The following is a 25530-nucleotide window of genomic DNA, read 5'->3' on the forward strand; positions in this document are numbered from 1 at the left end:
GCGCCACAAGGCGCCCGTTTTTCATGCTCGTCCGAATCAGACGATGAAGGTGATGGCCAGCCAGAAGAGGGCGGCGGACAACACGATCGTAGTCGGCAGGGTGAGTACCCAGGCCATCAGGATGTTGCGCACGGTACCGCCTTGCAGGCCGCTCTTGTTGGCGACCATGGTGCCGGCGACTCCGGACGACAGCACGTGGGTGGTGGACACCGGCAGGCTGTAGACGTTGGCCAGGCCGATGGCGCAGGCAGCGGTGATCTGCGCGCTCATGCCCTGTGCGTAGGTCATGCCGTGCTTGCCGATCTTCTCACCGACGGTGCGCACCACACGCTTCCAGCCCACCATGGTGCCGATGCCGAGCGCCAGGGCCACGGCCAGGATCACCCAGAACGGCGCGTACTCGGTGGTGGCGGTCAGGTCCTTGCGCAGCTTCTCCAGGTCGGCCTTTTCACGGGCCGGCAGCTCGGAAAGCTTGCCCACTTTCTTCGCGGTGTCGTCCAGGCAGAGCAGGTAGCGGCGTACTTCCACGCGGGTTTCGTCGCTCAGGTCCCGGTAGTTGGCAACGCCGTTAAGCTTGTCCAGCAGGGCGGCGATGGTCGGCTCGGTCTGCTTCGGATCGCAGCGATAGAGCTGCGGCATCTCGCTGCCATTGCTCTTGCCCAGGGCCAGCATTTCACCAAGGGTGTTGGTATGACGCTGGTAGAACTGGCTCAGGTGGGTTGCTGCGTCGCGGGTACGCTCGATCTGGTAGGTGGTGCTGTTCAGGTCCAGGACGAACTTGGCCGGCACGATACCGATCAGCACCAGCATGATCAGGCCAACACCTTTCTGGCCGTCGTTGGAACCGTGCACGAAGCTCACAGCCATTGCGGAAAGCACCAGTACCAGGCGGTTCCAGAAGGGCGGGTGCTTCTTCTCGTCAAGTTCCTTACGGGTTTCCGGCGTCTTGTGCATCTTCGACAGCGGATACAGCCATTTCAGGCTGAGCAGTACCAGGGCGGCGACCAGGAAGCCCGCTGCCGGCGAGAAGATCAGCGACAGGCCGATGTCGATGGCCTTGCCCCAGTTCACGCCTTCGGCCAGCGGCACATCGGTGAGCACCGCGTTGGCCAGACCGACACCGAGGATCGAACCGATCAGGGTGTGGGAGCTGGAGGCCGGAATACCGAAGTACCAAGTGCCCAGGTTCCAGGCGATGGCCGCGGTGAGCAGGCTGAACACCATGGCCAGGCCATGGCCGGTATTGACGTTGATCAGCAGTTCCACAGGCAGCAGGTGGACGATGGCATAGGCCACGCCGACGCCGCCCAGCAACACACCGAGGAAGTTGAAGACTCCCGAGAGGAACACCGCCCGGTAGGGCGACATGGCCTTGGTGTAGATGACAGTGGCCACCGCGTTGGCGGTGTCATGGAAACCGTTGATGAACTCGAAGGTCAGGACGAATGCCAGGGCGAGACAGAGGCTCAGCACCAGCCAGGCATCTAGCCCGCTGAAGAGATCGAACATGAAAGTTGTGTGACTGGCTCATGAAGGGGCCGCGATTATGCCAGAAAACCGGTCGTCGCCCAGACCCGGGCGTCGAGCGGTCCCTGGTATCCCTGGCAGAAGTTGTCGCAAATCAATACGAAAGTTCCCTCGGCTGGCCGGGTGCGACAATTTGTCAGGGTTCCTCTCTGAGCTCTTTCTCGATCTTCTCCAACTCTTTTTCGAAGCTCTTGTCGAGCAGGCTGGGCTTCTTGCGCCAGGGCTTGCGTTCGGGGTCCCTTTGCGCGGCATAGGTGGTTACTTCGCCGCCGTATACATCCTTGTAACGTTGCGCCTGGCGCTCGAGTTCGGCGCGCAGTTCGTCTTTCGTCACGTGGTTAATCCGTTTCTCTGATTAATGGTCTTCAGCTGCAGCGGGCGATCTAGAGGCGTCTGCCTCCTAAGCGTCGGTCACCCGATAGAGACCGTCGTAGCGGTCTTCTTGTAGGACAATGTTCGGTTCTCGCAACTACTGGGGACTTACCTACGCACTACGGAAAGACCCTGCGAATGTTCTGGGAATAGAAGTCGATTTCTGTAAAGGCCCAGACGGAACATTCCCGAGTATAACAAGCAAACGGGAAAGCTCCATTATTGGAGTTCCCGTTCGAGTGAGAGATATCTGCGTTTGCGGAATCAGGAGTTGCCTAGTAGAGACCTGATTATCCTGCCGAGAGTTTCCATTGCCTGTTCACTGGAATTGCTCCAGGGATGGCCATAGTTGAGGCGGGCGCAATGGCCGAAACGCCGTGTTGCCGAAAAAATCGGCCCCGGCGCGATGCTGATGCCCTGCGCCAGGGCGAGCTGGAACAGGCGCAGTGAATCCACCTGTTCGGGGAATTCCAGCCAGAGGAAGTAGCCACCTTCCGGGCGGCTGACGCGGGTCTCCTCGGGGAAGTGCCGTGCCACCGCCGCAAGCATCGCATTGCGCTGGCTTTCCAGGGCATAGCGCAACTTGCGCAGGTGGCGGTCATAGCCGCCATGTTGCAGGTAGTCGGCGATGGCGGCCTGGGCCGGCACCGAGGCGGAGATGCTGGTCATCAGCTTCAGTCGCTCGATCTGTCCGGCGAAGCGTCCGCCTGACACCCAGCCCACCCGGTAGCCGGGAGCCAGGCTCTTGGAGAAGGAACTGCAATGCATCACCAGGCCTTCGCTGTCGAAGGCTTTGACCGGCTTGGGTGCGTGCTGGCCGAAGTACAGCTCGGCGTAGACGTCGTCTTCGATCATCGGTACCTGATGTTTGGCCAGCAGGGCCGCCAGTTGGCGCTTTTTGTCTTCGGAAAGACTTGCCCCCAGAGGGTTCTGGAAGTTGCTCATGAACCAGCAGGCCTTGATCGGCAGCCGCTCCAGGCTGTCTTCCAGCACTTGCAGGTCGATGCCATCGCGTGGGTGGACGGGGATTTCCACTGCTTTCAGCTTCAGCCGTTCGAGCACCTGGAGGCTCGCATAGAAGGCCGGTGCCTCGATGGCGACGAGATCGCCTGGACGCGCCACCACCTGCAGGCAGAGGTTCAGCGCTTCCAGTGCGCCATTGCAGATCACCAACTCCTCGATGGGCAACGGCAGGCCGCCGACCATGTAGCGCAAGGCGATCTGCCGACGCAGGGCATGGTTGCCCGGCGTCATGTCGGCCACCGTCGAGCGCGGGTCCATCTCCCGCACCGCGTGAGCCATGGAGCGGGCCAGGCGTTGCAGGGGGAACAGTTCCGGGCTGGGGAAGGCCGAGCCGAAAGGCACGGTGTCCGGGTCTTTGATGGAGCTGAGTACCGAGAACACCAGTTCGCTGACGTCCACCTCGGTGGTCGCGGCTTCCCTCGGCCCGGGCTGGGGCTCCGGAAGCGGGCGGCGCACGTGCTCGCAGACAAAGTAACCGGAGCGTGCACGGGCCATGATCAGCCCGCGACTCTCCAGTAAGTAATAGGCCTGGAACACGGTGGAAGCGCTCACACCGTAGGTGCGGCTGGCGTGGCGCACCGAGGGCACTTTCTGTCCCGGGGCAAGCACCCCGGTGCGGATCAGTTCGGCGATCTCGTCGGCGAATTTCTCGTAGCGCTTCATCTTTTCCTGGTTGGGCAGCGGCCAGTTGGTGCCCAACTCTAAGCGCTCGGCGCGTGCGCCGCCATGATCCCAGGCCATGCTTCAGCGCCTCGGACTGACGAAGGTACTGTTGGCGCTGGTCTCGGTGGTCGGGTCGTCCAGGCTGCGTACCACGAAACGCAGCGGGCGAGAACCGGCCGGGCCGCTATCGTCGGTGTGCGCCACCGAGACAGGTAGCGAGAGAATCTCGCCAGCGCCGATGCTTACCTGATGCTCGCCTTGCAGGCGGAAACCAGGGGCATCCGCCAGCTCCACCACATAGCGCTGCTCCCGCTGGGTCTTGTTGATCAGCTTGAGGTTGTAGATGTTCTCGATCTCGCCGACGGCGTTCTCGCGGAACATGCCGCGGTCCTTGATCACGTCGACCGACAGTTGTGGACGAGTGGCACCCAGCCAGAAGAGGGCGATGATCATCAGCATCAGGGCAATGGCATAGCCGATCAGACGCGGGCGCAGCAGGTGGGTCTTGCCACCTTCCAGCGCGCGCTCCGAGCTGTAGCCCACCAGGCCGCGGGCGTAGCCCATGCGATCCATGATCGAGTCGCAGGCGTCGATGCAGGCGGCGCAGCCGATGCAGGCGATCTGCAGGCCGTCGCGGATATCGATGCCGGTGGGGCAGACCTGCACGCACATCTGGCAATCGATGCAATCCCCCAGACCCTGGGTTTTCGGGTCGCTGCCTTTCTTGCGCGGGCCACGGGACTCGCCGCGAGTGGCATCGTAAGAGACGATCAGCGTGTCCTTGTCGAACATCACGCTCTGGAAGCGGGCGTAGGGGCACATGTGGATGCACACCTGCTCGCGCATCCAGCCTGCATTTATATAGGTGGCGGCGGTGAAGAAGATTACCCAGAACAGCGCAGTCCCGCCGACCTCCCAGGTCGCCAGGTTCGCCACCAGATCGCGTACCGGGGTGAAGTAGCCGACGAAGGTAATGGCAGTAGCCAGGCTGATGGCGAGCCAGAGACCGTGCTTGGCGGAGCGGCGCAGCAACTTGCCGGCGCTCCAGGGCGCGGCGGCCAGCTTGATGCGCTGGTTGCGGTCGCCCTCGGTGATCTGCTCGCACCACATGAAGATCCAGGTCCAGACGCTCTGCGGGCAGGTGTAGCCGCACCAGACGCGACCGGCGAATACCGTGATGAAGAACAGGCCGAAGGCGCAAATGATCAGCAGCCCCGAGAGCAGGATGAAATCCTGGGGCCAGAACGTAGCGCCGAAGATATAGAACTTGCTGTCTTCCAGGCTCCACAGCACCGCCTGGCGACCGTCCCAGTCGAGCCACAGGGTGCCGAAGAAGAGCAGGCACAGCAGGCCCGCGCCGAGGCGGCGCAGGTCACGGTAGAAACCGGTGAAGCTACGTGTGTGGACAGGTCCGTTGGAGGCAGAAAGGGGTTTGCTTGCTATCGGCGGCAGGTTAGGGGTGACCTCTATTACCTGCGCTGGAATTCTCTCGCTCATGATCAGTGCCCATCAGGCTGTTACGGCGAGACGGACTATAGGAATGCACTGATGGGCAAAACAGATTCAGATCAGCCGGTAAAAACCATATCAGATTGGCCGTAAGGGGACGCCAGGCCGCAAGGCGCGTGGCATGGGCACCTTGCGACGGAATGCGTTGCAGCTGTGCGACATCCAGTCGCGGGCCGTTGGGGGAGTCCAGCGCCGTGCGTGATTCTGATCCGCACGGACGCCCGGGCTGTACTGTCAATGCAACATCGAACCGATGCTTGCCACCGGTATGGCGCAGCTTGGGTAAGCGGGCGGACAGTACTGGGTCACGGCCAGAGGTTGTGGCAGGGGGCGCATCAGTATTGCGGCGTAGGCAGCACCGAAGGCGCAGATGATGACGGCGAGAAACAGCTTTCTTCTTGTTTTCATGGTCATGCCTCTGCAACGGAGGGACATCTTGTTATGGGGCAAGACTAGGAACCGCTGCGACAAACCGCCTCGTCCGAATGGACTAGATGCTGGGACGAACTGCTGAGTGCCATGAAGAGCGCGGCAATGGCGCGCGCTTCCTGCAGCTCACCCGACGCCACCAGTGCCGGCAGCCGTGACAGGGGTACCTGCATGACCTCCAGGGGTTCCGGTTCATCGCCTGTGGCCATGCAAGGTTGCAGCTCCTCCGCCAGCACCACGCTGCAGCTATGGCACAGGTGCCCGGGAGCCAGGGTCAGTACGCCCAGCTCGCGGAGGCGTCCGGCGCGTAGGCCGACTTCCTCCATCAGTTCGCGATTAGCAGCTTGCAGCGTGGTTTCGCTGGGCTCGACACCGCCCTTGGGCAGGCCAAGCACGCGTTGTTCGACGCCGACGGCATATTCGCGAACCAGCAGCACGTGGTGGGGATCGGGCAGTGCCACCACCAGTACCGATTGATAGTCGGAGCCGCGCAGGCGCTCGTACACCCGCTGCTGGCCGTTGGCGAATTCCAGGTGCAGGGCTTCGATCTGGAACCAGTCGCTCCTGGCCAGCAGTTCGGTTTTGACGATAGTGGGTAGGCTGCGCATGGCGGGCTCCCGTGGCGGACCCAATAGAGCGTCGCGCGCATCGGTGCTAAGGGCATCGTCTGGATGGACTAAGTCACAGCCAGGGCGAGGGGTTGCGGGTGGTGCTGTAGGAGCCAGCTTGCTGGCGAACGGCCGCGAGCGGGAGTGTTCGCGAGCAAGCTCGCTCCTACGAAAGGGCATGGGCCCGACCGCTCACCCCAGCGTCGCCACGCTGCGCAGAATCAGTCGTACCAACATGGTCTGGCGCGTCACTCCGGTCTTGGAGAAGGTGGAGCGCAGGTGCGCCCGTGCCGTGTTGCGGCTGATGCCCAGGGCGTCGGAGGCCTCATCCAGGGTCAGGCCGTTGGCCAGCAGCATGGCCAGTTGGGCTTCGGCCGGGGTCAGGTCGAACAGTGCCTTGACGATCTCTTGGGGTGCGCTGGATTCCTGTTCCGGATCGCTGATGAAGATCACTACCGACGGGCACTGCTTGCCTTCGTTCCAGGCCGACAGCGGCACCGAACGCACGATGATGCCGAGGTCCGACTTGCCGGACGGCCGCTGCACCCGCAAGGCCTCTACCACCGATGGCAGGTTGTTTTTCTGCGATTGCAGGGCCTGCTTGACCAGGCGGCGGAACTCCTGGGTATCCCGTGGGTTGCCCACCTGCAAACCATCGTTGACCAGCTTGAGGCCGTCCTTGTCCTGCAGAAGGCGTTCGGCCACCCGGTTCGTCTGCAGCACCTTGCCGTCCTCGTCGAGGATGATGGTGCCCACGGCGAGCTGGTCCACCGCGCCGGCGTACAGGTTGCGCTCGGTCTCGATGCGGTTGAGCTGCATGTGGATCTTGATCGAGCGCTCCAGGTGCGGGATGAACTGTGCCACCAGCGCCTTGTCGTCTTCAGTGAATTCCGCGTCCTCGCGGCCCCGGCTGACGCGGATGCGGCATTGCGCACCGTCACTGGTCCGGATATCGGCGCCGAGGATGTGGAACACCCCCACTGGCTCCAGGAAGCTCTTGAAGAATTCCGACTCTTCCCACTCCGTGCGCGAGAGGAATTCGCTATTGGTCACTACCTGCCGGTTGGGCAGACCGACAAAGGGGTCCAGTGCGAAGAAGTGCTTGTTGTAGGACGCGGTGACCTCGGAGGAGCTGCCCGTGGTGTTGACCATCAGGCCTTCGGCGTTCTCGCTCGGTGGCCGCAGGATAAAGGTGACGTACTTGCTCTGCAGGTACTGGTTCAGCTGATTGAGAAAGGTTGCCCAGGGGATGTCTTCCAGCGGTCCCTGATAGAGGTTGCCGAGCATCCCGCTGAATTCATCGAGCGTGAGATTGTGTGCCATGTCTGAACCGCTTTTTATTTTTGTAGGGAGCTTCTTACAGACTAACGGGATCATTCATCAAGACTGATCGTCTCCCACTGATCGGGAGACGATCGATCCCTACCGGACTCAGGCGGTCTCGGTGATGTCCAGAACAACGAAGGAGCGTGGCTCGACGAGACTTGCGGGCAGCTCGGCGATGTCGGTGTAGAACTGGTCGTACCACTTGCGCAGCTGATAGACCGGGCCGTCGCCGTCGCACAGCAGCGGGTTATCTACACGGGTCTTGCTGTGCCATATGGCCACGTCTTCATAGAAGGCGGCCTGGGCCTGCTGCACGTAGGCCTTGGCCATTTCGCGGTTCTGCTCGTCGGTCAGGCCGGGAACCTTCTTCACCAGTACGCCGTAACGCAGGGTGAAGCTGTTCAGGTCGATAGGGACGTGGCAGTTGAGCAGGATCGAGTGGATTTGCACGCCGTCCATGGCCCCAGTCATCTCGGTGATCTGGTAGGCCGGGCCGTAGTAGGTGGCCACCGTGGTCAGCTCGCTGTCGCCGGACAGGCGTGCGCTGCTGCCGCGCATCACCTGCACTGCCATGTGGCGCTCGAAGGTGTTGCTGAAGTGGTTGAGGTCGGTGCCGTGCACCGAGTCGAAGTGAGCCATGTCGGAGATGTTGTCGATCAGCTCGCGGCAGTTGGTGTCGATCTTCAGCTCGGCTACTTCCCAGTCCGCCCATTCTTCGCTGAAGCAGGCGTCGATGCGCGGGATGGCCTGTTCTTCGATCGGCGCATTGCCTTCCGGGTCGTTCCAGACGAACACCAGGTTGTTCTGCTCCGACACCGGCCAGGACTTGATCTTCGCCCGCGGGGGAATGCGCTTGGCGTAGGGAATGTCATCGCACACGCCGTCGGCGCGCCAGCGCCATTCGTGGAAGGGACAGCGGATCGCGTCGCCCTCGACACAGCCCTGGCTCAGGTCCGCCCCCATGTGCGGGCAGAAGCCGTCGAGGATGCGGATCTGTCCATCTTCCCCGGCGAAGGCCACCAGGCGGGTGCCGAACACATCCAGACGATGCGCCTTGCCATCACGGTACTGCGCGGCCAGGCCCAGGCAATGCCAGCCGCGTGCGAAGCGGGGTTCCAGCTGCTTGGCTTCGATTCGGTGCAGGGTACTCATCTTCTTGTTCTCCCATCGGGGTTCTCGAGGGCTGCTTGCGGCTCAGGCAGACCGGCGCAGCGGATGCACTGACCGGATTCTGCGGTGCCAGCATTTCCCGGCATCGTCTGATCGGACGATGGCCCTGGCCGGCGCCACGGTTTTACTGCGGGCGGGAGCAACGACCAGGAGTACCCGAGGGTGATCCACATACTCGATGAAATTCCGCTGGCCGCGGCGCGTCTCGCGCCGGTGCTGGAAGCGCTTGAGCGTCTCTACCTGCCGGCCTGCGCCGCACGTGGTCTGACCCTGGAACAGCGCTGGGTTTCGCCGCCGGTGGTGGTGCCGGGGCAGATGAATACGATCTGGCTGCTCTGGCAGGTGGCCGACGTGTGGGCCTACTACGCCATGCGCAGTGCGGCCGGCGATGAGGTGCGTGCCTTCTGGGACCTGGTGGAAGCGGATTGCGATGGACGGCGCCGTCACGTACTCGGCCCGGCGGGGCACCCCCTGGAGGCGCCCGATGTGGAGTGAGACCCTGCAACTGACCCTGGCTCAGGACTCTGATCCGGCTGCCGTCGAATACCATCTGCGCGAGAGTCTCCAGGCGTTGCCCGGCCTGCTGCATCTGGGCTTTGGTGCGAACCTGCCCGGTAGCTGGGGCGCCGCCGATTGCACCCTCGACCTGGCGTTCTCCGAGTCGGCCCCCACTGACCTCGACGATATCCTCGGGCGTGTTCCCGGCTTGGCTGGCGTCCAGCGTGTTCGCTACCAGCGCATCGGTGGCGGGCTCAGGAAGCCGACCATGGCCAGCGGCATCTGGCGCACGCTGCTACTTCGGGTGCGGCCGCAGGCAACCACGCAACAGCGTGCGGCGCTGGAGCAGGACTTGCTGCGGATGCCTGCCTACATGCCCGGCATCCGTAACTGGCAGCTTTCACGAGTGCAGTCTCCGGGACGCTGGACCCACGTCTGGCAGCAGGAATTCGCCCGGGTCGACGATCTGCTCGGGGAGTACCTCAGCCACCCCTATCACTGGGCCTGGGTGGATCGCTGGTTCGATCCGGATTGCCCGGACTGGACGGTAGACGCCATCGCCCATGTCTTCTGTCCCTTCCAGGCAAGCCTGCTTGGCAGGGTTGCCCCTTTTACAGACAACTGACCGGGAGACTCGCATGCGCGCAGTGGTCATCGAACGCCTTGGTGGAGCCGAGGTGCTGCAAATGATGGAAGTCGAACGCCCCCGGCCCGGTCCCGGCGAGGTACTGGTGCGGGTGGTTTGCGCTGGCGTCAACCCGGCGGACTGGAAGTGCCGCGAGGGCTACCTGGGAGGATTCCTCGACTATCGCTTCCCTTTCATCCTTGGTTTCGACCTCGCAGGAACAGTCGCTGAACTGGGTGAGGGCGTGGGCGACCTGACGCCGGGCAGTCGGGTGTTTGCCCAGAGTGATGTCGGCGCGGGCAAGTGGGGTTCCTACGCCGAGTACGCCTGCGTATCCCGCGCGTCCCTGGTACCCATGCCCGAAAATCTCGGTTTCGCCGCTGCGGCGGCCGTGCCCACGCCGGCACTGGCGGCCTGGACCGGCCTGCTCGAAGAGGGCGCCCTGCGTCCGGGCCAGACTGTGCTGATCCACGGTGGCGGAAGCGCGGTAGGTGGCTTTGCCATCCAGTTCGCCCGCTGTGCCGGGGCCCGCATCGCGACTACCTGCAGCGCAGCCAACGCCAGCCAGGCATGCGCCCTGGGTGCCGAGGTCGCCATCGACTATCGCGCTGAAGATATCCACAAGGCACTTGGGCGGTGGGCACCGGAAGGGGTCGATCTGGTACTCGACTGCATTGGCGGCGGCAGCCTGACAGGCGCGCTCGACCTGTTGCGCCCTGGTGGTGCCCTCGTCGCCATCCTCACCCTGGCGCCGGGCGATGCCGGTCCCGACCATACCGAAGCGGCCCGGCGTGGGCTTCGCACCGCGGTGGCCTACAGCCGCATGCCCAGCGGCGAACTGCTGGGGCGCATCGCCAGCCTGCTGGCCGCTGGACGGGTGCGGCCCCCGGCCTTGGACCTGCTACCGCTGGCGGAGGTGGCCAATGCCCACGAGCGCCTCAAGCAGGGCCGCGTGCGGCGCAAGCAGGTTCTGCAAGTCGCCGAGTGAGTGACGCCCTCGTCCGCTCGGACGATGGATTGGCCAGCCGAAGCGGCTCTACTGGCTCCGACAACAACTAGAGCGAGGGGCGTCAGCCATGCGAATCGAACAGGGCCAGGTGGCGGTGATCACGGGTGCGGCCGGCGGCATCGGCCGCGGCCTGGCGGAAGAAGGGGGCGCGCGCGGCCTGCGCCTGGTGCTGAGCGACGTGGACCCGCAGCGTTTAGCGGCCCTGGCCGGACAACTTCAGGCGCAAGGCGTCGAAGTAGTCAGCCGCGAGGCCAACGTAGCCGATGCGTCCCAGGTGGATGCTTTGCGCGATCTCGCCGTCGAACGCTTCGGCGGCGTCGATCTGCTGTTCAACAATGCCGGCGTCATTCAGACCGGCTTCAGCTGGGAGATCGAAGCCAGTCGCTGGCAACGCCTGCTGGATATCAACCTGGGGGGCGTGATCAACGGCATCCGCAGCTTCGTCCCCCTGCTGCTTGGCCAGCAGCGCCCGGCTCAGGTGGTCAACACCGCGTCCCTGGCCGGACTGGTTTGCAGCCCCATGCTCGGCCCCTACACCGTGAGCAAGCAGGCGGTGGTGGCGCTGTCGGAAACCCTGCACTACGAACTGGCTGCGTTGCAGTCACAGGTCAGCGTGGCCGTGCTCTGTCCGGGCCCGGTAGCCAGCGACATCATGGCGTCCAACCGGACTGCCGGTGCCGCTAGTGGCCAGCTCGATGCGTTGCTCGACAGCAGCATCCGCCAGGGCATGGACCCGCGCGATCTTGCCCGCGAAGTCTTCGCCGGCATCGAGGCCGGACGCTTCTGGCTGCTGCCCCACAAGAATTTCAAACCGGCGCTGGAACGGCGCCTCACCAGCATCCTCGACGAGACCAACCCGGTCTTCCAGATGGCCGAAGCCTAAGGACCGCATCATGCCCCTCGATCCTCAGATCGCCGCCGTACTCCAGCAATTCAGCGGCATGCCGCAACCGGACTACAGCCAGCTCGATCCGGTCCAGTACCGGCAGTTCTGCGACAACCTGATGCCGCCGATTCCCGGCGAGCGCCTGTTCGAGGTGCGCAACCTGGGCCTGGCCGGGGCCGAGGGCGAGCTGGACGCGCGCCTTTACCGACCTGAAGACCGCGATGATCTGCCGCTGCTGGTGTTCTTCCATGGCGGCGGCTTCGTCATTGGCAACCTCGATACCCACGACAACCTGTGCCGCAGCCTGGCGCGCCTGTGCAACGCGGTGGTGGTGTCGGTGGCGTACCGGCTGGCACCGGAAAGCCGCTTCCCGGCGGCGCCCTACGACTGTTACCGCGCCACCTGCGACCTGGTGGAACGGGCCCGCGAACTGGGCTTCGATGCCAGTCGCCTGGCCCTGGCCGGAGACAGCGCAGGGGCCAACCTGGCCATCGCCGTGAGTCGCCTGGCCCAGATTCGCAAGGGCCCGCGTATCGCCTGGCAGTGCCTGTTCTATCCGGCCACCGATGCCCGTTGCGATAGCGCGTCCCATGCAGCCTTCGCTGAGGGCTTCTTCCTCACCCGTGAACAGATGCGCTGGTTCTGGAGCCAATACCTGCCGCGCGCCGAACTGGTCGACGACGCCCTGGCATCCCCAGTGCGCGCCGAGGACCTGGTCGGCCTGCCGCCTACCACGCTGATCAGCGCCGAGTACGACCCGCTGCGTGATGAAGGCGAAGCCTTCGCCCAGCGCCTGCAACAGGCCGGGGTGCAGGTCCGCATGGAGCGTTGCGAAGGCATGATCCACGGGTTCATCAGCATGGCCGCGTTCGTCGGACGGGCCCAGGCCGCGCTGGAATCCGCCTGTGCCGACCTGCGTCGCGCATTGAACTAGAAGGAGCGCCCATGGACAGCCCACAGCGACTGATCGAGGCCATGGCCAGCGGCGCAATGCTCGTGGTGACCGATGACGATGAAGGTGAAGGCTCGCTGGTAATTTCTGCCGGCCGGGCCGATGCCGCTGCCATCAACTTCATGGCCCGCGAAGCGCGTGGGCTGATCTGCCTAGCGCTCACCGAGGAGCGCTGCAAGACCCTCGGCCTGGAACTCATGGTGCCCAACTCACGCGCCCGCCACGGCATGGGTTTTACCCTGTCCATCGAGGCACGTACTGGGGTTTCCACCGGTATCTCCGCTGCCGACCGTGCACGCACGATCGAGGTCGCGGTGGACCCGGCCAGCAGCGCCAGCGACCTGGTGCAGCCCGGCCACATTTTCCCCCTGCGTGCCCAGCCGGGCGGGGTGATGCAGCGTGCCGGACATGTCGAAGCCGCGTGCGACCTGGCGCGCCTCGCCGGCCTGATCCCGGCCGCCGTACTGGTCGGCATCCTCGACGAAGACGGTGAGCCCGCGCGTGGCCAGACCCTGCGTGAGTTCGCGCAACGGCACGGTCTGCCGCTGGGCAGCGTGGCCGACCTGATCCACTACCGCATCCTCCACGAAGGCACTATTCGCCGCTCGGGCGAATACCCAATCCAGACCCGTCATGGCGAGTTCCGCGTCATCACCTACCTGGACGACTACCAGGGGCAACTGCACCTGGCCCTGGTACGCGGCGAAGTCCACCGCGACCGACCGGCACTGGTGCGGGTACAGGCCGCGGAAACCCTGAGGGACCTGCTCGATAGCCACCCTGGGCAGTGGAACCTTGACCGTTCGCTGGCGAGGGTGGCAGAAGAGGGCGCCGGCGTCGTGGTACTGCTGGCACAGCAGGAAACGCCGGCCGCGTTGATCGAACAGCTCCAGCAGGGCACGCACAAGCCCCGCCCGCCAAGCTTTCCCCAGCGCACGCTGGGAATCGGTGCACAAATCCTGCGGGATGTGGGCGTTCGCAAGATGCGCCTGCTGAGTTTCCCGGTGAACTACAAGGCGGTGTCTGGCTTCGAGCTTGAAGTCGTCGAGTTCGTTTCCTTGGATCAGGAGCAGGCATGAACCCGCACCTCGACTGTGTGTTGCAACCGGCCCGGCTTGCCGGGCTTCAACTGCGCAACCGACTGATCAAGACGGCCACCTTCGAAGGCATGTGCCCCGGCGGGATTCCCGGCGACGACCTGATCGAGCATCACGCGGCCATGGCTCGCGGCGGTGTCGGCCTGACCACCGTGGCTTATTGCGGTGTCTCGCCCGACGGACTCACCTTTCACGACCAGATGTGGATGCACGCCGGCATCTTCCCGCAGCTGCAGCGCCTGACCGCGGCGGTGCATGCCGAAGGTGGCGCGATTTCCGCCCAACTCGCCCACTGTGGCTACTTCAGCCGCAATCGCCCGCTCAACATTCCCCGGCCTCGCGGTCCGAGCGCCTGCATCAACCAGTACGGCCTGTTCTCCGGCATTCCCTTCGGAGGTGCCATGGGCATCGTCGACATCGGCCGAACGGTCGCTGAGTATGCCGCGGCAGCCGGGTTGGTCCGCGATGCCGGCTTCGATGCCATCGAAATCCACATGGGGCATGGCTACTTGCTCAGCCAGTTCATCTCGCCAGCGTTGAACAAGCGTCGCGACGCATACGGCGGCGCGCTAGAAAACCGCATGCGCCTGCCACTGCAGGTGCTGGCGGCGGTGCGTGGCGAGGTGGGACGCGATTTCCCAATTCTGGCCAAGCTCAATCTCAGCGACGGATTTGCCGGTGGCCTGCAGATCGAAGAGTCCTGCCAGGCGGCGCGTCTGCTGGAGGAGGCGGGACTGGACGCCATTGTCATGAGCGGCGGGTTGGTCAGTCGCACACCGATGTTCCTCTTTCGAGGCGCGAGCCCGCTGCCGCAGATGGTGCCGCTGGAGAAGAACCCTTTGCAGCGCACAGCGATGAAGTGGTTCGGTGGCGCCAGCTTCCCGGACCTGCCATTCGAAGAGCTGTACTTCCTCGAGCTGGCCCGGCAGATGCGAAGCGCGGTGAGCATGCCACTGGTGTATCTCGGCGGCGTCACAAGTGGCGAAGGCATCTCTCAGGCGGCGCAGGAGGGATTCGACTTCCTCGCCCTGGGACGTGCCTTGCTCAATGACCCGCACCTGCCGCAGCGCCTTCGGCATGAAGGCTCGAACTGGCGTAGCGCCTGCACCCACTGCAACCAGTGCGTAGCCAGCATGGCGTTGCCGGGTGGGATTCGCTGCGTGCTGAACCAGTCGGCAGCCTTCCTATAGGGGTGAATTCATTCGCCAACCGGTCCTTAGGACCGGCCCGGTACTTTCCGGGGACGCTTCGCATCCCTTGGCGAATGAATTCGCCCCTACAGGGATCGTGTGCCCATCAAGTATCCAACCAGAAGGAACACCCATGACTCGTGAAGCATTCCCCGATGGCGTCGCCCTGGTAGTGGGCGGCAGTGGTGGCATGGGCCAGGCGATCTGCGAGCGCCTCGCCGAGGCCGGAAGCGATGTGGTGCTCACCTACCACCGCAACGCCGAACGCGCGCAGTCCGTGGTAGGCGCGGTAATGGAGCGCGGTCGTCGTGCCGAGGCGGTGCAACTGACCCTGGGCGATGAAGCGGCCGTTGCCGCGACGCTGCGGCAGCTCACCGCCGGCCGGCGTATTCATACCCTGGTGATCGCCTCCGGCTCCGACATCAGTCAGCCGCGCATCGGTGATCTCGACCTCGCGCAATGGAAACGAGTGATTGACGCCGACCTCAGCGGTTTCCTCAACCTTGTGCTCTGCCTGCTGCCGCATATGCGCGATCAGGGCGGTGGTTCGATCGTGCATATCAGCTCCGCCGGGCTGTTCCGCTGGCCTGAGGGTGACGTGTTGTCGGTGGCGCCGAAGGCTGCCATCGAGTCGTTGATCCAGGGGATCGCCAAGGAAGAAGGCCGTCATGGCATCCGCGCCAACAGCGTGGCCATCGGCGTGATAGACGCGGGAATCTTCCACCGTCTCTGGGCGGACGGCACCTTTGACGAGCAGTGGAAGGACGCGGTACAGGGCAAGCTCTGCGTCAAACGCTGGGGCATGGCAGAGGAGGTGGCCGAGGCAGTGGCTTTCCTCGCCTCCAATCGTGCCGGCTACACCACAGGCCAGGTGCTGGCGGTGGATGGGGGATACGGGGTCTGACGCTTGAGGCGTTGGGCTTGCTGTAGGGTGGGCCACGCTCTACCGGTCCACCATTCGTGATTCATCCGGACTCCGCTGGTGGATGTGTACGGCGACATCCACCTTACGCACGTTGCGAGTGTACGTAGGTTGGTGCAGAGCGCAGCGAAGCCCAACGTGGCTCGGTATCAGGTCCGCACCGTTGGGTTTCGCGTAGCTCAGCCACAACCTACGGGTCGTACAAAAAAGCCCCGCATTCGCGGGGCTTCTTTTCGATCACTGGAATCTCAAGGCTTCAACCCGCCCAGCATCAGCTTCGCCTGAGCCTGTACCAGCGGCGAGGCGGTGTAGTTGCCGTCGATGGGGGTGATCACCGCCTTGCCGAGGGACAGCTGGTAAGAGTCGCCCTGCTTCTGTTCGGTAGTCGGTGCGGGTGGCGGCACGAGGTTTACCCGTACGACGCCGTCAGCGCCCTGCTGGGGGGCGAAGACCACATTTCCCCAGTCGCTGATCGGGGCGAAGGCCACGCCCGTAACCTCGCCTGACTCCAGCGCCGGGTAGTTGATGTTCAACCCGGTATTGCCCGGCAGGCCAATCACGTTGGTTTCGCAGTAGGGCTTGGCCTTGCCATGGCTCTTGTCGCAGATGCGTTTCGCCTCGGCGCCGATGGCGGCCGCGCGGTTGATCACGCGGACCGCGAAGCGTGCGGTGTCGTCCATGGCGTTCAGGGTTTTCTGGTAGCCGGCCTGCGGGTTCTGGGCGATCAGTTGCAGGTCGATGGCGGTGGACACGGCTACTGCTGGCACACCCTTGAACATGGCACGGACGGCGGCGTTGACGGTGCCGGACATCTGCGTCAGCGGTCCGACGTTGTCACCGAAGTTGGTGCCGGACACCACCAGGTCAGGGCGGTTGTCCTTGAGCAGCAGGTCAAGGCCGACGTTCACCGCGTCCACAGGCGTACCAATTGCAGAGGTCTTTCCGGCTGGCGGGACATAGCCGGCCGGAGCACCGACGCAGTATTTGTCCTGGGCAAGTTGGGTAATGGCGACCGGCTGGCCTGGTACCACGACGCTGGCAGCGCCGATGCCGCTGCTGTCGTTCTGCGGACCGACGAGGGTTACCTGGTGGCCGGCGGCGACCAGCGCCTGGTAGACGGCGTCGATACCGGGCGCGCGGCAGCCGTCGTCGTTGGTCAGGAGGATGTTCAGGGCGCTGGCCTGTGCGGACAGGCCAAGGGCGGCCAGGCAGATGCCGGCGCTCAACAGCGTTTTCATTGTTGTTTCCTCGTGAGGTGGGGCTGTTTGGAAAAAGCTGACCCTAGGGTCGATTTGTTACAGGCTTTCGAGGGTGCTGTTGCAACTGCTGCCGGGCGGCGGCGCCATTGCGGCTCCGCCACCCGGCATGCCTGGGATCAGCGACCCTGCTTGCGCAGGCTCGCGACGGTGAAGTTGCTGGCGTCGAAGTCGCTGGCGTTGAGCTTCGGCGCGTCCTGGTCGTTGATCAGGCGATCGGCCAGGTAGGAGCCGGCGATCAGGTCGTGATAGACCGCGACGCGGGCGTGGAAGCCCTGCAGCTCATAGGCGTAGATCGAAGCCTGCATGTTGGTGCGCCAGAGCTGGCCCTTGCCGTCGTAGTTGTCGGCCAGGGCGGCGGCCCAGGTGTCCTCATCGAGGTACATCACGCGCTTGCCGTAGACGTGGCGCTTGCCGGGCTTGAGGGTGGCTTCCAGCACCCAGACACGGTGCTTCTCATAGCGCATGTATTCCGGGTTGATGTGGCCGCTGGTGGACAGCAATTGGTCGAGCTTCACGGCCGGGTCATCGAGCCGGTAGTTGTTGTAGGGGATGTACAGCTCCTTCTTGCCCACCAGCTTCCAGTCGTAGCGGTCGGGGGCACCGTTGAACAGGCGGTCCTCGTCCATCACGCGGAAGCCGCCGGCGCCGTATGGGGTGTCATAGGCCACAGTGGGTGCGCGGCGCACGCGGCGGTTGCCGGGCAAGTACTGCCAGCTCTGGCGCGGTTGGGCCAGGGGGTCGGTGAACTCGTTGCCAAGGAAGATCTCTCCCCGCTTCCGGGTGGGTTCCATGGTGGTGATCATGAAGTGCGCCTGGATGCCGTTGAACCCGGTCGCGTTGCCCTTGGGATCGGTCCAGGGCGAGAGGATCTTGTAGTTCACCAACTCGAACTGGCGGTTACCGTTGGCCAGGGTCAGGGCCATCTTGTAGGTAGCGTCTTCCTTCCAGGCCACGGTGTGGAGGTTGTGGTTCCACATCAGCTCGTAGCCATTCTTCGGGATGGGGAATGGCGCACCACCGTAGGCGTTGGCCACTCCGTTGCCGTCATTCACGAGCTCGGCGTTCAAGGCATTCTGCTTGATCGCATCTTCCACCCACTGGGCGTAGCGGAAGTCCCGGTGACTCGGGTAGACCGGCATCTTGAAACTCTGTGGATAACGCTGGAACAGCGCCTTCTGCCCGTCCGAAAGCTGGTCGGCGTACTGCGCCATGTTCTGCGCGGTGATGGTGAACAGGGGCTGTTCGCCAGCGTACGGGTCAGGGTGCTTGTTGCCACTGCCGGCAAATTGCACCTGGGGCGGTGCACCGCGCCACTTGCCGCTCCAGGCGGGAATGCTGCCGTCGGCGTTGCCGGCTTTCTCTGCACCGGTGGGGGTCAGCTCCTGGCCCAGGCGTGCGGCTTCTTCCGGACCGACCTTGGCCAGGGCAGGAGCGCTGGCGATGCTGGCAACGAGCAGGGCGCCCAACAGAGGGGCGGGGTTTTTCATGAACATGTGCAAGGCTTCCGTGAGGGTTGCGGGGAAGCCCTGGCCCCGCCGTCTTGCGCGGCACGGGTGCCAGGGAGGGGCTCGGCTTATTTGCCGAGCTTGCGCAGGTTGGCGGCGGTGAAGTAGCTGGCGTCGAAGGCCGCGTCGTTCAGCTTTGCCGGCGTCAGGCCATTGACCAGACGGTCGGCCAGGTAAGAACCGGCGATCAGGTCCTGGTACACCGCCACGCGGGCGTGGAAGGCCTGGATCTCGTAGGCGTACACGGAGGTTTGAGTGTTGGTGCGCCAGAGCTGGCCCTTGCCGTCGTAGTTGTCGCCCAGCGCGGCCGCCCAGCTGTCCTCGTCGAGATAGAACACGCGCTTGCCATAGACATGGCGCTTGCCCGGCTTGAGGGTCGCTTCCAGTACCCAGACACGGTGCAGTTCGAAGCGCACGTAGTCGGGGTTGATGTGGCCGGTGGCGCCGGTGATTTCACTGGCGGGCAGGTCCGGGTCGTCGAGGACGTAGTTGTTGTAGGGGATGTACATCTCCTTCTTGCCCACCAGCTTCCAGTCGTAGCGGTCTGGGGCGCCGTTGAACAGGCGGTCCTCGTCCATCACGCGGAAGCCGCCTGCACCGTAGGGCGTGTCGTAGCCGATGGTGGGTGCGCGGCGTACACGGCGGTTGCCGGGCAGGTACTGCCAGGCCTGGCGCGGCTTGGCCAGCGGATCGGTGAAGTCGCAGCTGAGGATGATTTCGCCCTTCTTGCGGGCCGGCTCCTGGGTGCTGATCATCGCGCACGCCTGGGTGCCGTCGAAGCCCTGGACGGAACCCCTGGGATCATCCCAGAGCGACAGGATCTGGTAGCCGACCTTCTCGTTCACGCGGCTGTTGTTGGCCAGCACCAGCGACATGTTGTAGGTGGCCTCTTCCTTCCAGGCACGCGCCGGCAGGTTCTGGTTCCACATCAACTCGTAGCCATTCTTCGGGATCGGGAAGGGCGAACCGCCGAAGGCATTGGCCACGCCATTGCCGTCGTTGACCAGTTCGGCGCTGAGCGCGTTCTGCTTGATGTTGGCTTCCACTACGGGTGAAAAGCGGAAGTCGCGATGGCTGGGATATACCACGATCCGGTAGGTGTCCGGGTAACGCTTGAACAGCGCCAGTTGGCCGTCGGATAGCTTGTCCTTGTACTGCTCCACGTTGGCCGCGGTAATGGTGAACAGCGGCTTCTCGCCCGCATAGGGATCGGGGCGCTTGCTGCCGGTGCCGTCGAATTTCACATGGGGTGGGGCGCCCAGCCATTTTCCGCTCCAGGCGGGAATGCTGCCATCGGCGTTACCGGCCATCTCGGCGCCCATGGGGGTCAGGTCCTTGCCCAGGCGGGCGGCTTCTTCGGGGCTGACCTTGGCCAGCACGGGAGTGCTGGCCAGGCTGGCGGCGAAGAGGGCGATGAGGAGCGGTTTGTTGTTGTGCGCTTGCATCTCGTCTCTCCTGCTGCGGTGGATCAGAAGCTGTACTTGGCGCTGAGGCCGAAGTTGTCGCGGTCAGCCAGAGGGGTGTCGCCGGCGTCGCCGAGGAAGGCGTTGTAGCGGGCCTCGACGGTGAAGTTGTTGAGGTAGCGCCAGGTGGTGCCGATGCCGAGGCGGTCGTCGCCTTCGCCCATGCCGAAGCTGCCGGCCATGGAGGAGTCGCCGCCGAGCGACTGGCTGTAGATGAGCGGAACGGTTAGGTCCCAGCCTTCGAAGATGTTCAGGTACTCAAGCGACAGGTTGAGGGTGTAGCCCCAGGCCTTCTTGTCGTTGTAGAGCTCGTCGGTGTTGTTGGTGGTGATGGGCACGGCGCCGCCGAAGCCGTCCGGTACGAAGACGTTGAAGCTGGGCGCGCGGTCGTTGTCGAGCACCTCGTTGTAGCCAACCTCACCGGTCAGGGTGGTGTTGTCGGCGAAGGGCTGGTCACCGAAGGAATGGATGAACGACACCTGCGCCTGCAGGGTCTCGGCGCGCACCGCGTGCGGTGTCAGGCCGGTATCCACCAGCACCGGTTGGCCATCGCGGTAGCTCACTTCACCGCTCACGTTGGTCTCGCCGAGCACAGTGGAGAAGCTGGCGCCATAGAGGTCGATGTTGTCGAAGTAGCGCACCTGGTACTGGGCGGAGTTCCAGTTGGTGAGGAAGTCCAGGGTCGGCGCCTTGTCGTGGAAGCGGATGTAGTAGAGACCAAATTCGGTGTTGTTCAGCGACTCGGCGACGTAGGTCATGGCCACGCCGTACTGGCCGCTGTCGCTCGGCTTGTCGTCGCCGATCCGGCGGGTCAGGCCGAAGGCGTCGGTGAAACCGCCTTTATCCATCTGGTCGGTGACCGAGAAGAAGCTGCCGACACCATCGATCTCGGTCTTGTCCCAGTCGTACTGGTAGTAGGCCTGCAGGCCGAGGTTGTCGGTGAGGCTGAGCTGGCCGAAGAGCTGGCCGACCGGCAGGAAGATTTCCTTCACCTCCACGCCAGGGGTATTCACCTTGGTGCCATCGGCCGGGCTCATGGCTGAGGAAATGCCGTTGGCGATGAACAGGCTCTCGCCCCAGCTCACCACCTGGTCGCCGAGGCGCAGGTTGAGGTCGTGGCCGCCCATGTCCCAGGCGCCGTAGAGGTAGGAGTCGAGCAGGCGGACGTCCTTGCCGTGCTGGTCGATGGTGTCATGGGGGAAGTGGTTGGCCTGGGAGCAGCCGCCGCCAGCGAGGCAGTTGGAGGTGCCGGTGCCGTTGTCATTGCTGCGGTTGTAGACATCGTCGTAGAAGCCGCTGGCGCGCATGAACAGGCCGAAATCGCTGCGCCAGTTGAAGTTGGCCTCGGTGAGGAAGCTGGCGCGGTTGGTGATCAGGCTGCCCTTGTCGAAAGCGTTGTTGCCGTCGTCGATGTTGGCGATGTTCGGGTTCGGGAAACCGTTGGACAGCGCGTGATCGCGGGACTCGGTACGCCAGGCGAGGGCGTAGGTGAGGGTCGTGTCCCAGGAGATTTTCAGGTCATCGTTGGGCTGGAAAGCCAGAGCGTGACCCTGGCCAGCATGGCCGAGGGCAAGGCCCAGGCAGGCAAAGCGGATCGCGGAGTGAAGCGGCGCAAGGGGATGCCCCTTTGTTGTTCTTATCATGATGTCGCTCTCGGCGTGTCTGGGCACAGCTCGTTCCGCCAGGCCCAAGATTGAGTTGAGTGTGGCGGGCTGACTATGTGGTCACCGAGAGGGCGCAACATCGTCCGAAAAGACTAAGCGGAACGGCCCGGCACAAGGTGTCTACCGCTAGTCCCAACGGACGATGTTGCTGCAAGGAGGGCTGTCGAGAATCCGGCTGGATTGCGCATACAGAACAACAAGGGAGTAACCCGATGAACGCCAACAGCCTGCAGTGGGACGACAGTTGCGACGTACTGGTGGTTGGGTCAGGAGCCGGCGCCATGACCGCTGCGCTCCGTGCCCGAGACCTCGGTTCGAAGGTGCTGGTGGTGGAGAAGAGCGACCGCTACGGCGGCACCTCGGCCGTATCCGGTGGTGGTATCTGGATACCCTGCAACCACCGCATCGAGGCCCTCGGCGGTGAAGACTCGGCCGAAGAAGCGATCGCCTACATCCGCGCCGTGACCCATGGCGAGATCGATGACGGACGCATCGAGGCCTACGTGGAACAGGGGCATCAGGTGGTACGCTACCTCGAAGCCAATTCGCGGGTGCGATTCGAGGCCCAGCCACGTTACGCCGACTACTACCCGGAAGTCCCCGGCGGCAAGCCAGGCTACCGCTCCATGGACCCGCTACCCTTCGACGCACGCCTGCTGGGGGACGAGTTCGCCCGTATGCGCGAGCCTTCTCCCGGCACCCTGATGATGGGTCGCATGGCCATGACCATGAAGGAAGCGCAGGTGCTGTTGTGCCGCGGCCCTGGCTGGTTCGGCCTGACCTTGAAGATTCTCTGGCGCTACTGGCGCGACCTGCCGGGACGACTGCGCTCGAAGCGCGACCGTTTCCTGACTCTTGGCAACGCGCTGGTTGCCGCCTTGCGCCGTTCCCTGCTGGACCGCGACGTACCGCTCTGGCTCAACTGCCGGCTCGAGCGCCTGATCGAGGAAGACGGCCGCGTGCTGGGCGCCGAAGTGATCCGTGATGGCCGCCACCTGCTGATTCGTGCCCGTCGTGGTGTGGTGCTCGGCGCTGGTGGTTTCGAGCGCAACCAGGAGATGCGCAGCCAGCATCATCCGCAACCCTCCCGCAGTGCCTGGAGCGCCACGCCGCCGTACAACACCGGCGATGCCATTCGTGCTGGGCAGGCACTCGGCGCCGCCACCGCGTTGATGGACCACAGCTGGTGGGCGCCCACCACCCATGTCGAAGGCGAGGAGAAGCAGCGTGCGCTGTTCGTCGAGCGCACTCTGCCTGGCTGCATCATGGTGGATGCGGCGGGGCAGCGCTTTGTCAATGAAGCCGCGCCCTACACCGACATCGTCTATGCGATGTACGAGCACGACAGTGAAGGCGCCCGCAGCGTGCCTTGCTGGCTGGTATTCGATGCCGAGTTCCGTCGCAAGTACCCCTGCGGTGCGCTGTTGCCGGGCTACGCGATGCCGGATAGCCGTTTGCCGAAGCACTTGCAGGGCTATTTCTACAAGGCCGATAGCCTGGTGGAACTGGCCGGGCAGATCGGCGTCGATCCCGCCGGGCTGTTGCGAACAGTTGAGCGCTTCAACCCGATGGCCGAGGCCGGGCGGGATGAGGACTTCCACAAGGGCGACTCGCTGTTCGATCGCTACTACGGTGACCCAACTGTGCAACCGAATCCCTGCCTGGCGCCGCTGCTGCAAGCGCCTTACTACGCCGTGAAAGTGGACGCCGGCGACATCGGCACCAAGGGCGGCTTGCTCACCGATGTGCACGCCCGTGTGCTGCGAGAGGATGGAAGCCCCATCGCCGGGCTCTATGCCATCGGCAACACCGCCGCTTCCATGATGGGCCGCACTTATCCCGGTGCCGGCTCCACCATCGGCCCGGCCATGGTGTTCGGCTTCCTCGCCGCCAGTCATATCCACGATGCGGAGCAGGAGGCTGTAGGGGCGAATTCATTCGCGAAACAGGCCGCGGGTCTGCCCTCCTGATTCAGGGAAGAACGAATTCTCACTACTCCCCGTAGCGTGTGCTGCGCACACCGAAACATCCGCACGGGGCTTCCGGTGCGCATGGCGCACCCTACCCATTCGGGAGAATCCCATGACTGCAAGCAAACCCCGTATCGCCCTGGTCACCGGCGCAAGCCGTGGCGTCGGCAAGGGCATCGCCATCGCCCTGGGCGCCGCCGGTATGACCGTCTACCTCAGCGGTCGCTCCAGTACCGAAAGCGCCAGCCGCCTGCGCGGCCAGCTGTTGCCCGGCAGCCTGGCGGAAACCGCCGAAGCAGTGACCCGGGCTGGCGGCCAGGGCATCGCCGTGCCCTGCGATCATCGCGATGACGAACAGGTGCACGCACTCTTCGCCCGTATCGAACGGGAGCAGGGTCGTCTCGACCTGCTGGTGAACAACGCCGCTTTCCTCCACGAGAACCTGATCGACCCCGGCCCTTTCTGGGAAAAGCCCCTGGAACTGGTGGACATCCTCGATGTCGGCCTGCGCTCCGCCTACATCGCCAGCTACCACGCGGCGCCATTACTGGTGAAGAACGGCCACGGCCTGATCGCCTTCGTCTCGTCCTACGGCGCCGGCTGCTATATGCACGGCCCGGCCTATGGCGCGCAGAAGGCGGGTGTGGACAAGTTCGCGGCAGATATGGCGGTGGATCTCGAAGGCACGGGCGTCAGCGCGGTTTCCCTGTGGCTCGGGCCGCAGCGAACCGAGCGCACCGCAATCGCCGGTGCCGAACGGGCCGACCAGTACGAAGCCTTCCTGGCCGTGGCGGAAACCCCTGAGTTCAACGGCCAGGTGATCCATGCCTTGCTGAACGACCCGCAGCTTTCCAGCCTCTCCGGACAGACCCTGGTGACGGCGGAGTTGGCGCAGGGCTATGGCATCAGTGAAGCCGAAGGGCGCCAACCGCCGTCCTATCGGGAGATGCTCGGCAGCCCTCGTGTGCAACATCCGGCGCGGGTGATTTGAAGCGGGATTGCAAAAGGGGCGGCCGAGGCCGCCCCTTTTTTCTTCCAGTGGCTCAGCCCCAGTGCGCCTGGCCACCATCCAGCGGAATGGTTGCACCGGTCAGGTAGCGGGCCTGGTCGCTGACCAGGAAGGCCACGGTGCGGCCAATATCGTTCTCGCAATCGCCGACCCGGCCCAGGGGAATGCTGTGAACGAACGCTGCCGCTTCATCCGGGTAGGCGTCCATCCAGCCGCGCAGACCGGGCGACAACGCAAGCGGCGCGATGACATTGACGCGGATGCCATCCGGCCCCCATTCACAGGCGGCACCACGGCTGAGCACGCGAATGGCCTCTTTCGTCGCGGCGTAATGTCCGTAGCCGGAGGCATCCCAGCGGACGGCGGCGGAAGAGGCCAGGTTGACCACTGCGCCGTCGCCCTTCAGATGCGGGTAACAGGCGCGCATCAGGCGCACGGTTGCCATCGGACCAGAGTCGAGTCCCTTGCTGAAGTCCTCGTCTGTGACCTCCAGAATACGGCCCAGCGGAATGATCTGCGCGTTGTTCACCAGGATGTTCAGGCCGCCGAAAGCGTCCACTACCTGGGCGACACAGCGTTCGATATCAGCGGGATCCGTTACGTCGCAGGTCACCGCCAATCCCGTACCTCCGCGCTGCGCGATCTGTGCGCAGGTTTGCTCCAGTGCGGCGATGGTGCGTCCTGCCACTGCGACGCGCGCGCCCTCGGCTGCCAGTGCCAGGGCTATACCCTGGCCGACGCCCTGGCCACCACCGGTCACCAATGCGACCTTGCCTTCCAGCATTTTCATCGGTTGTCTCTCCTGAGAGTCTTCAATGGGGACTGCACAGGGGAACCTCCCACCGATACCAGGA

General features: G+C 64.2%; 23 protein-coding genes. 10 read left to right on the forward strand and 13 right to left on the reverse strand.

Features of this window, described 5'->3' with window-relative positions; genetic code table 11:
- Nucleotides 1-36: 36 nt before the first annotated feature.
- From SA496_RS03685 to SA496_RS03720, 8 genes are all read right to left on the reverse strand, one after another.
- A complete protein-coding gene (locus tag SA496_RS03685) occupies nucleotides 37-1509 on the reverse strand; it encodes an inorganic phosphate transporter (RefSeq protein ID WP_120652702.1) in 1473 nt (490 codons plus the stop codon).
- A gap of 154 nt (nucleotides 1510-1663) precedes the next feature.
- Nucleotides 1664-1861 carry a hypothetical protein gene (locus SA496_RS03690; RefSeq protein ID WP_028628576.1) on the reverse strand — a complete coding sequence of 66 codons (198 nt, stop codon included), beginning with the start codon at nucleotides 1859-1861 and terminating at the stop codon, nucleotides 1664-1666.
- 302 nt (nucleotides 1862-2163) lie between these two features.
- Nucleotides 2164-3585, reverse strand: coding sequence for a GntR family transcriptional regulator MpaR (mapR, locus tag SA496_RS03695; RefSeq protein WP_153922445.1), 1422 nt, complete (start codon nucleotides 3583-3585; stop codon nucleotides 2164-2166).
- An 81-nt stretch (nucleotides 3586-3666) separates the two neighbouring features.
- Nucleotides 3667-5082, reverse strand: a complete 1416-nt coding sequence (ccoG, locus tag SA496_RS03700) for a cytochrome c oxidase accessory protein CcoG (protein WP_120652701.1) — start codon at nucleotides 5080-5082, stop codon at nucleotides 3667-3669.
- A 246-nt stretch (nucleotides 5083-5328) separates the two neighbouring features.
- The gene (locus tag SA496_RS03705) at nucleotides 5329-5502 is read right to left on the reverse strand and encodes a hypothetical protein (RefSeq protein WP_153922406.1); all 174 of its coding nucleotides are present in this window, start codon (nucleotides 5500-5502) and stop codon (nucleotides 5329-5331) included.
- A 44-nt stretch (nucleotides 5503-5546) separates the two neighbouring features.
- On the reverse strand, nucleotides 5547-6131 hold the full coding sequence (gene nudE, locus SA496_RS03710) for an ADP compounds hydrolase NudE (protein WP_153922408.1): 585 nt from the start codon (nucleotides 6129-6131) through the stop codon (nucleotides 5547-5549).
- 192 nt (nucleotides 6132-6323) lie between these two features.
- A complete protein-coding gene (locus SA496_RS03715) occupies nucleotides 6324-7454 on the reverse strand; it encodes a LuxR C-terminal-related transcriptional regulator (RefSeq protein WP_120652699.1) in 1131 nt (376 codons plus the stop codon).
- 108 nt (nucleotides 7455-7562) lie between these two features.
- Nucleotides 7563-8609, reverse strand: a complete 1047-nt coding sequence (locus SA496_RS03720; protein WP_120652698.1) for a Rieske 2Fe-2S domain-containing protein — start codon at nucleotides 8607-8609, stop codon at nucleotides 7563-7565.
- Between the two features lie 180 nt (nucleotides 8610-8789).
- Between SA496_RS03720 and SA496_RS03725 the strand changes: the two genes are divergently transcribed.
- The 8 genes from SA496_RS03725 (at nucleotide 8790) to SA496_RS03760 (ending at nucleotide 15788) form a co-directional block, all read left to right on the forward strand.
- A complete protein-coding gene (locus SA496_RS03725; RefSeq protein WP_120652697.1) occupies nucleotides 8790-9122 on the forward strand; it encodes a hypothetical protein in 333 nt (110 codons plus the stop codon).
- Nucleotides 9112-9750 (forward strand): Dabb family protein, encoded by a 639-nt coding sequence (locus SA496_RS03730; protein WP_120652696.1) that lies wholly within the window; start codon nucleotides 9112-9114, stop codon nucleotides 9748-9750. The genes SA496_RS03725 and SA496_RS03730 overlap by 11 nt, the downstream gene beginning before the upstream one ends.
- Before the next feature lie 13 nt (nucleotides 9751-9763).
- Entirely contained in the window at nucleotides 9764-10738 is a 975-nt protein-coding gene (locus tag SA496_RS03735; protein ID WP_153922412.1) for an NADP-dependent oxidoreductase, read from the forward strand.
- Nucleotides 10739-10826: 88 nt separating this feature from the next.
- A complete protein-coding gene (locus SA496_RS03740) occupies nucleotides 10827-11642 on the forward strand; it encodes an SDR family NAD(P)-dependent oxidoreductase (RefSeq protein WP_120652694.1) in 816 nt (271 codons plus the stop codon).
- A gap of 10 nt (nucleotides 11643-11652) precedes the next feature.
- Complete coding sequence (locus SA496_RS03745; protein WP_120652693.1) at nucleotides 11653-12579, forward strand: alpha/beta hydrolase; 927 nt, start codon at nucleotides 11653-11655, stop codon at nucleotides 12577-12579.
- A gap of 11 nt (nucleotides 12580-12590) precedes the next feature.
- A complete protein-coding gene (gene ribB, locus SA496_RS03750) occupies nucleotides 12591-13676 on the forward strand; it encodes a 3,4-dihydroxy-2-butanone-4-phosphate synthase (RefSeq protein WP_330115059.1) in 1086 nt (361 codons plus the stop codon).
- On the forward strand, nucleotides 13673-14884 hold the full coding sequence (locus tag SA496_RS03755; RefSeq protein WP_120652691.1) for an NADH:flavin oxidoreductase: 1212 nt from the start codon (nucleotides 13673-13675) through the stop codon (nucleotides 14882-14884). Before ribB ends, SA496_RS03755 begins: the two co-directional genes overlap by 4 nt.
- A gap of 133 nt (nucleotides 14885-15017) precedes the next feature.
- Nucleotides 15018-15788: an SDR family NAD(P)-dependent oxidoreductase gene (locus SA496_RS03760; RefSeq protein ID WP_330115060.1), complete on the forward strand. Its 771-nt coding sequence runs from the start codon at nucleotides 15018-15020 to the stop codon at nucleotides 15786-15788.
- A 266-nt stretch (nucleotides 15789-16054) separates the two neighbouring features.
- Here the strand turns inward: SA496_RS03760 and surE are convergent, their stop codons facing one another.
- The 4 genes from surE to SA496_RS03780 all read right to left on the reverse strand — a co-directional run bounded on the left by surE (nucleotide 16055) and on the right by SA496_RS03780 (nucleotide 21676).
- Nucleotides 16055-17044 (reverse strand): 5'/3'-nucleotidase SurE, encoded by a 990-nt coding sequence (surE, locus tag SA496_RS03765; RefSeq protein WP_153922418.1) that lies wholly within the window; start codon nucleotides 17042-17044, stop codon nucleotides 16055-16057.
- Between the two features lie 137 nt (nucleotides 17045-17181).
- The gene (locus SA496_RS03770; protein WP_218569238.1) at nucleotides 17182-18558 is read right to left on the reverse strand and encodes a DUF1329 domain-containing protein; all 1377 of its coding nucleotides are present in this window, start codon (nucleotides 18556-18558) and stop codon (nucleotides 17182-17184) included.
- 80 nt (nucleotides 18559-18638) lie between these two features.
- Nucleotides 18639-20015 (reverse strand): DUF1329 domain-containing protein, encoded by a 1377-nt coding sequence (locus SA496_RS03775; RefSeq protein ID WP_120652688.1) that lies wholly within the window; start codon nucleotides 20013-20015, stop codon nucleotides 18639-18641.
- 23 nt (nucleotides 20016-20038) lie between these two features.
- Nucleotides 20039-21676 carry a DUF1302 domain-containing protein gene (locus SA496_RS03780; RefSeq protein WP_153922420.1) on the reverse strand — a complete coding sequence of 546 codons (1638 nt, stop codon included), beginning with the start codon at nucleotides 21674-21676 and terminating at the stop codon, nucleotides 20039-20041.
- Between the two features lie 233 nt (nucleotides 21677-21909).
- Between SA496_RS03780 and SA496_RS03785 the strand changes: the two genes are divergently transcribed.
- Both SA496_RS03785 and SA496_RS03790 read left to right on the forward strand, forming a co-directional pair.
- A complete protein-coding gene (locus tag SA496_RS03785) occupies nucleotides 21910-23667 on the forward strand; it encodes an FAD-dependent oxidoreductase (protein WP_330115061.1) in 1758 nt (585 codons plus the stop codon).
- A 112-nt stretch (nucleotides 23668-23779) separates the two neighbouring features.
- Nucleotides 23780-24658, forward strand: coding sequence for an SDR family NAD(P)-dependent oxidoreductase (locus SA496_RS03790; protein ID WP_120652685.1), 879 nt, complete (start codon nucleotides 23780-23782; stop codon nucleotides 24656-24658).
- 52 nt (nucleotides 24659-24710) lie between these two features.
- On the opposite strand, the gene SA496_RS03795 is transcribed toward SA496_RS03790, so the two are convergent.
- Nucleotides 24711-25466, reverse strand: a complete 756-nt coding sequence (locus tag SA496_RS03795; RefSeq protein WP_330115062.1) for an SDR family NAD(P)-dependent oxidoreductase — start codon at nucleotides 25464-25466, stop codon at nucleotides 24711-24713.
- Between the last annotated feature and the right edge of the window lie 64 nt (nucleotides 25467-25530).

This window comes from Pseudomonas sp. JS3066, assembly GCF_036328175.1.
Taxonomy (GTDB): Bacteria; Pseudomonadota; Gammaproteobacteria; order Pseudomonadales; family Pseudomonadaceae; genus Metapseudomonas.

Excerpts from the sequence above, each read along its gene's own strand:
- SA496_RS03685 (WP_120652702.1), bottom strand. The coding sequence starts at position 1,509 with ATGTTCGATCTCTTCAGCGGGCTAGATGCCTGGCTGGTGCTGAGCCTC.
- mapR (WP_153922445.1), bottom strand. The coding sequence starts at position 3,585 with ATGAAGCGCTACGAGAAATTCGCCGACGAGATCGCCGAACTGATCCGC.
- ccoG (WP_120652701.1), bottom strand. The coding sequence starts at position 5,082 with ATGAGCGAGAGAATTCCAGCGCAGGTAATAGAGGTCACCCCTAACCTG.
- SA496_RS03705 (WP_153922406.1), bottom strand. The coding sequence starts at position 5,502 with ATGAAAACAAGAAGAAAGCTGTTTCTCGCCGTCATCATCTGCGCCTTC.
- nudE (WP_153922408.1), bottom strand. The coding sequence starts at position 6,131 with ATGCGCAGCCTACCCACTATCGTCAAAACCGAACTGCTGGCCAGGAGC.
- SA496_RS03715 (WP_120652699.1), bottom strand. The coding sequence starts at position 7,454 with ATGGCACACAATCTCACGCTCGATGAATTCAGCGGGATGCTCGGCAAC.
- SA496_RS03720 (WP_120652698.1), bottom strand. The coding sequence starts at position 8,609 with ATGAGTACCCTGCACCGAATCGAAGCCAAGCAGCTGGAACCCCGCTTC.
- SA496_RS03730 (WP_120652696.1), top strand. The coding sequence starts at position 9,112 with ATGTGGAGTGAGACCCTGCAACTGACCCTGGCTCAGGACTCTGATCCG.
- SA496_RS03735 (WP_153922412.1), top strand. The coding sequence starts at position 9,764 with ATGCGCGCAGTGGTCATCGAACGCCTTGGTGGAGCCGAGGTGCTGCAA.
- SA496_RS03740 (WP_120652694.1), top strand. The coding sequence starts at position 10,827 with ATGCGAATCGAACAGGGCCAGGTGGCGGTGATCACGGGTGCGGCCGGC.
- SA496_RS03745 (WP_120652693.1), top strand. The coding sequence starts at position 11,653 with ATGCCCCTCGATCCTCAGATCGCCGCCGTACTCCAGCAATTCAGCGGC.
- ribB (WP_330115059.1), top strand. The coding sequence starts at position 12,591 with ATGGACAGCCCACAGCGACTGATCGAGGCCATGGCCAGCGGCGCAATG.
- SA496_RS03755 (WP_120652691.1), top strand. The coding sequence starts at position 13,673 with ATGAACCCGCACCTCGACTGTGTGTTGCAACCGGCCCGGCTTGCCGGG.
- SA496_RS03760 (WP_330115060.1), top strand. The coding sequence starts at position 15,018 with ATGACTCGTGAAGCATTCCCCGATGGCGTCGCCCTGGTAGTGGGCGGC.
- surE (WP_153922418.1), bottom strand. The coding sequence starts at position 17,044 with ATGAAAACGCTGTTGAGCGCCGGCATCTGCCTGGCCGCCCTTGGCCTG.
- SA496_RS03770 (WP_218569238.1), bottom strand. The coding sequence starts at position 18,558 with ATGTTCATGAAAAACCCCGCCCCTCTGTTGGGCGCCCTGCTCGTTGCC.
- SA496_RS03775 (WP_120652688.1), bottom strand. The coding sequence starts at position 20,015 with ATGCAAGCGCACAACAACAAACCGCTCCTCATCGCCCTCTTCGCCGCC.
- SA496_RS03780 (WP_153922420.1), bottom strand. The coding sequence starts at position 21,676 with ATGATAAGAACAACAAAGGGGCATCCCCTTGCGCCGCTTCACTCCGCG.
- SA496_RS03785 (WP_330115061.1), top strand. The coding sequence starts at position 21,910 with ATGAACGCCAACAGCCTGCAGTGGGACGACAGTTGCGACGTACTGGTG.
- SA496_RS03790 (WP_120652685.1), top strand. The coding sequence starts at position 23,780 with ATGACTGCAAGCAAACCCCGTATCGCCCTGGTCACCGGCGCAAGCCGT.
- SA496_RS03795 (WP_330115062.1), bottom strand. The coding sequence starts at position 25,466 with ATGAAAATGCTGGAAGGCAAGGTCGCATTGGTGACCGGTGGTGGCCAG.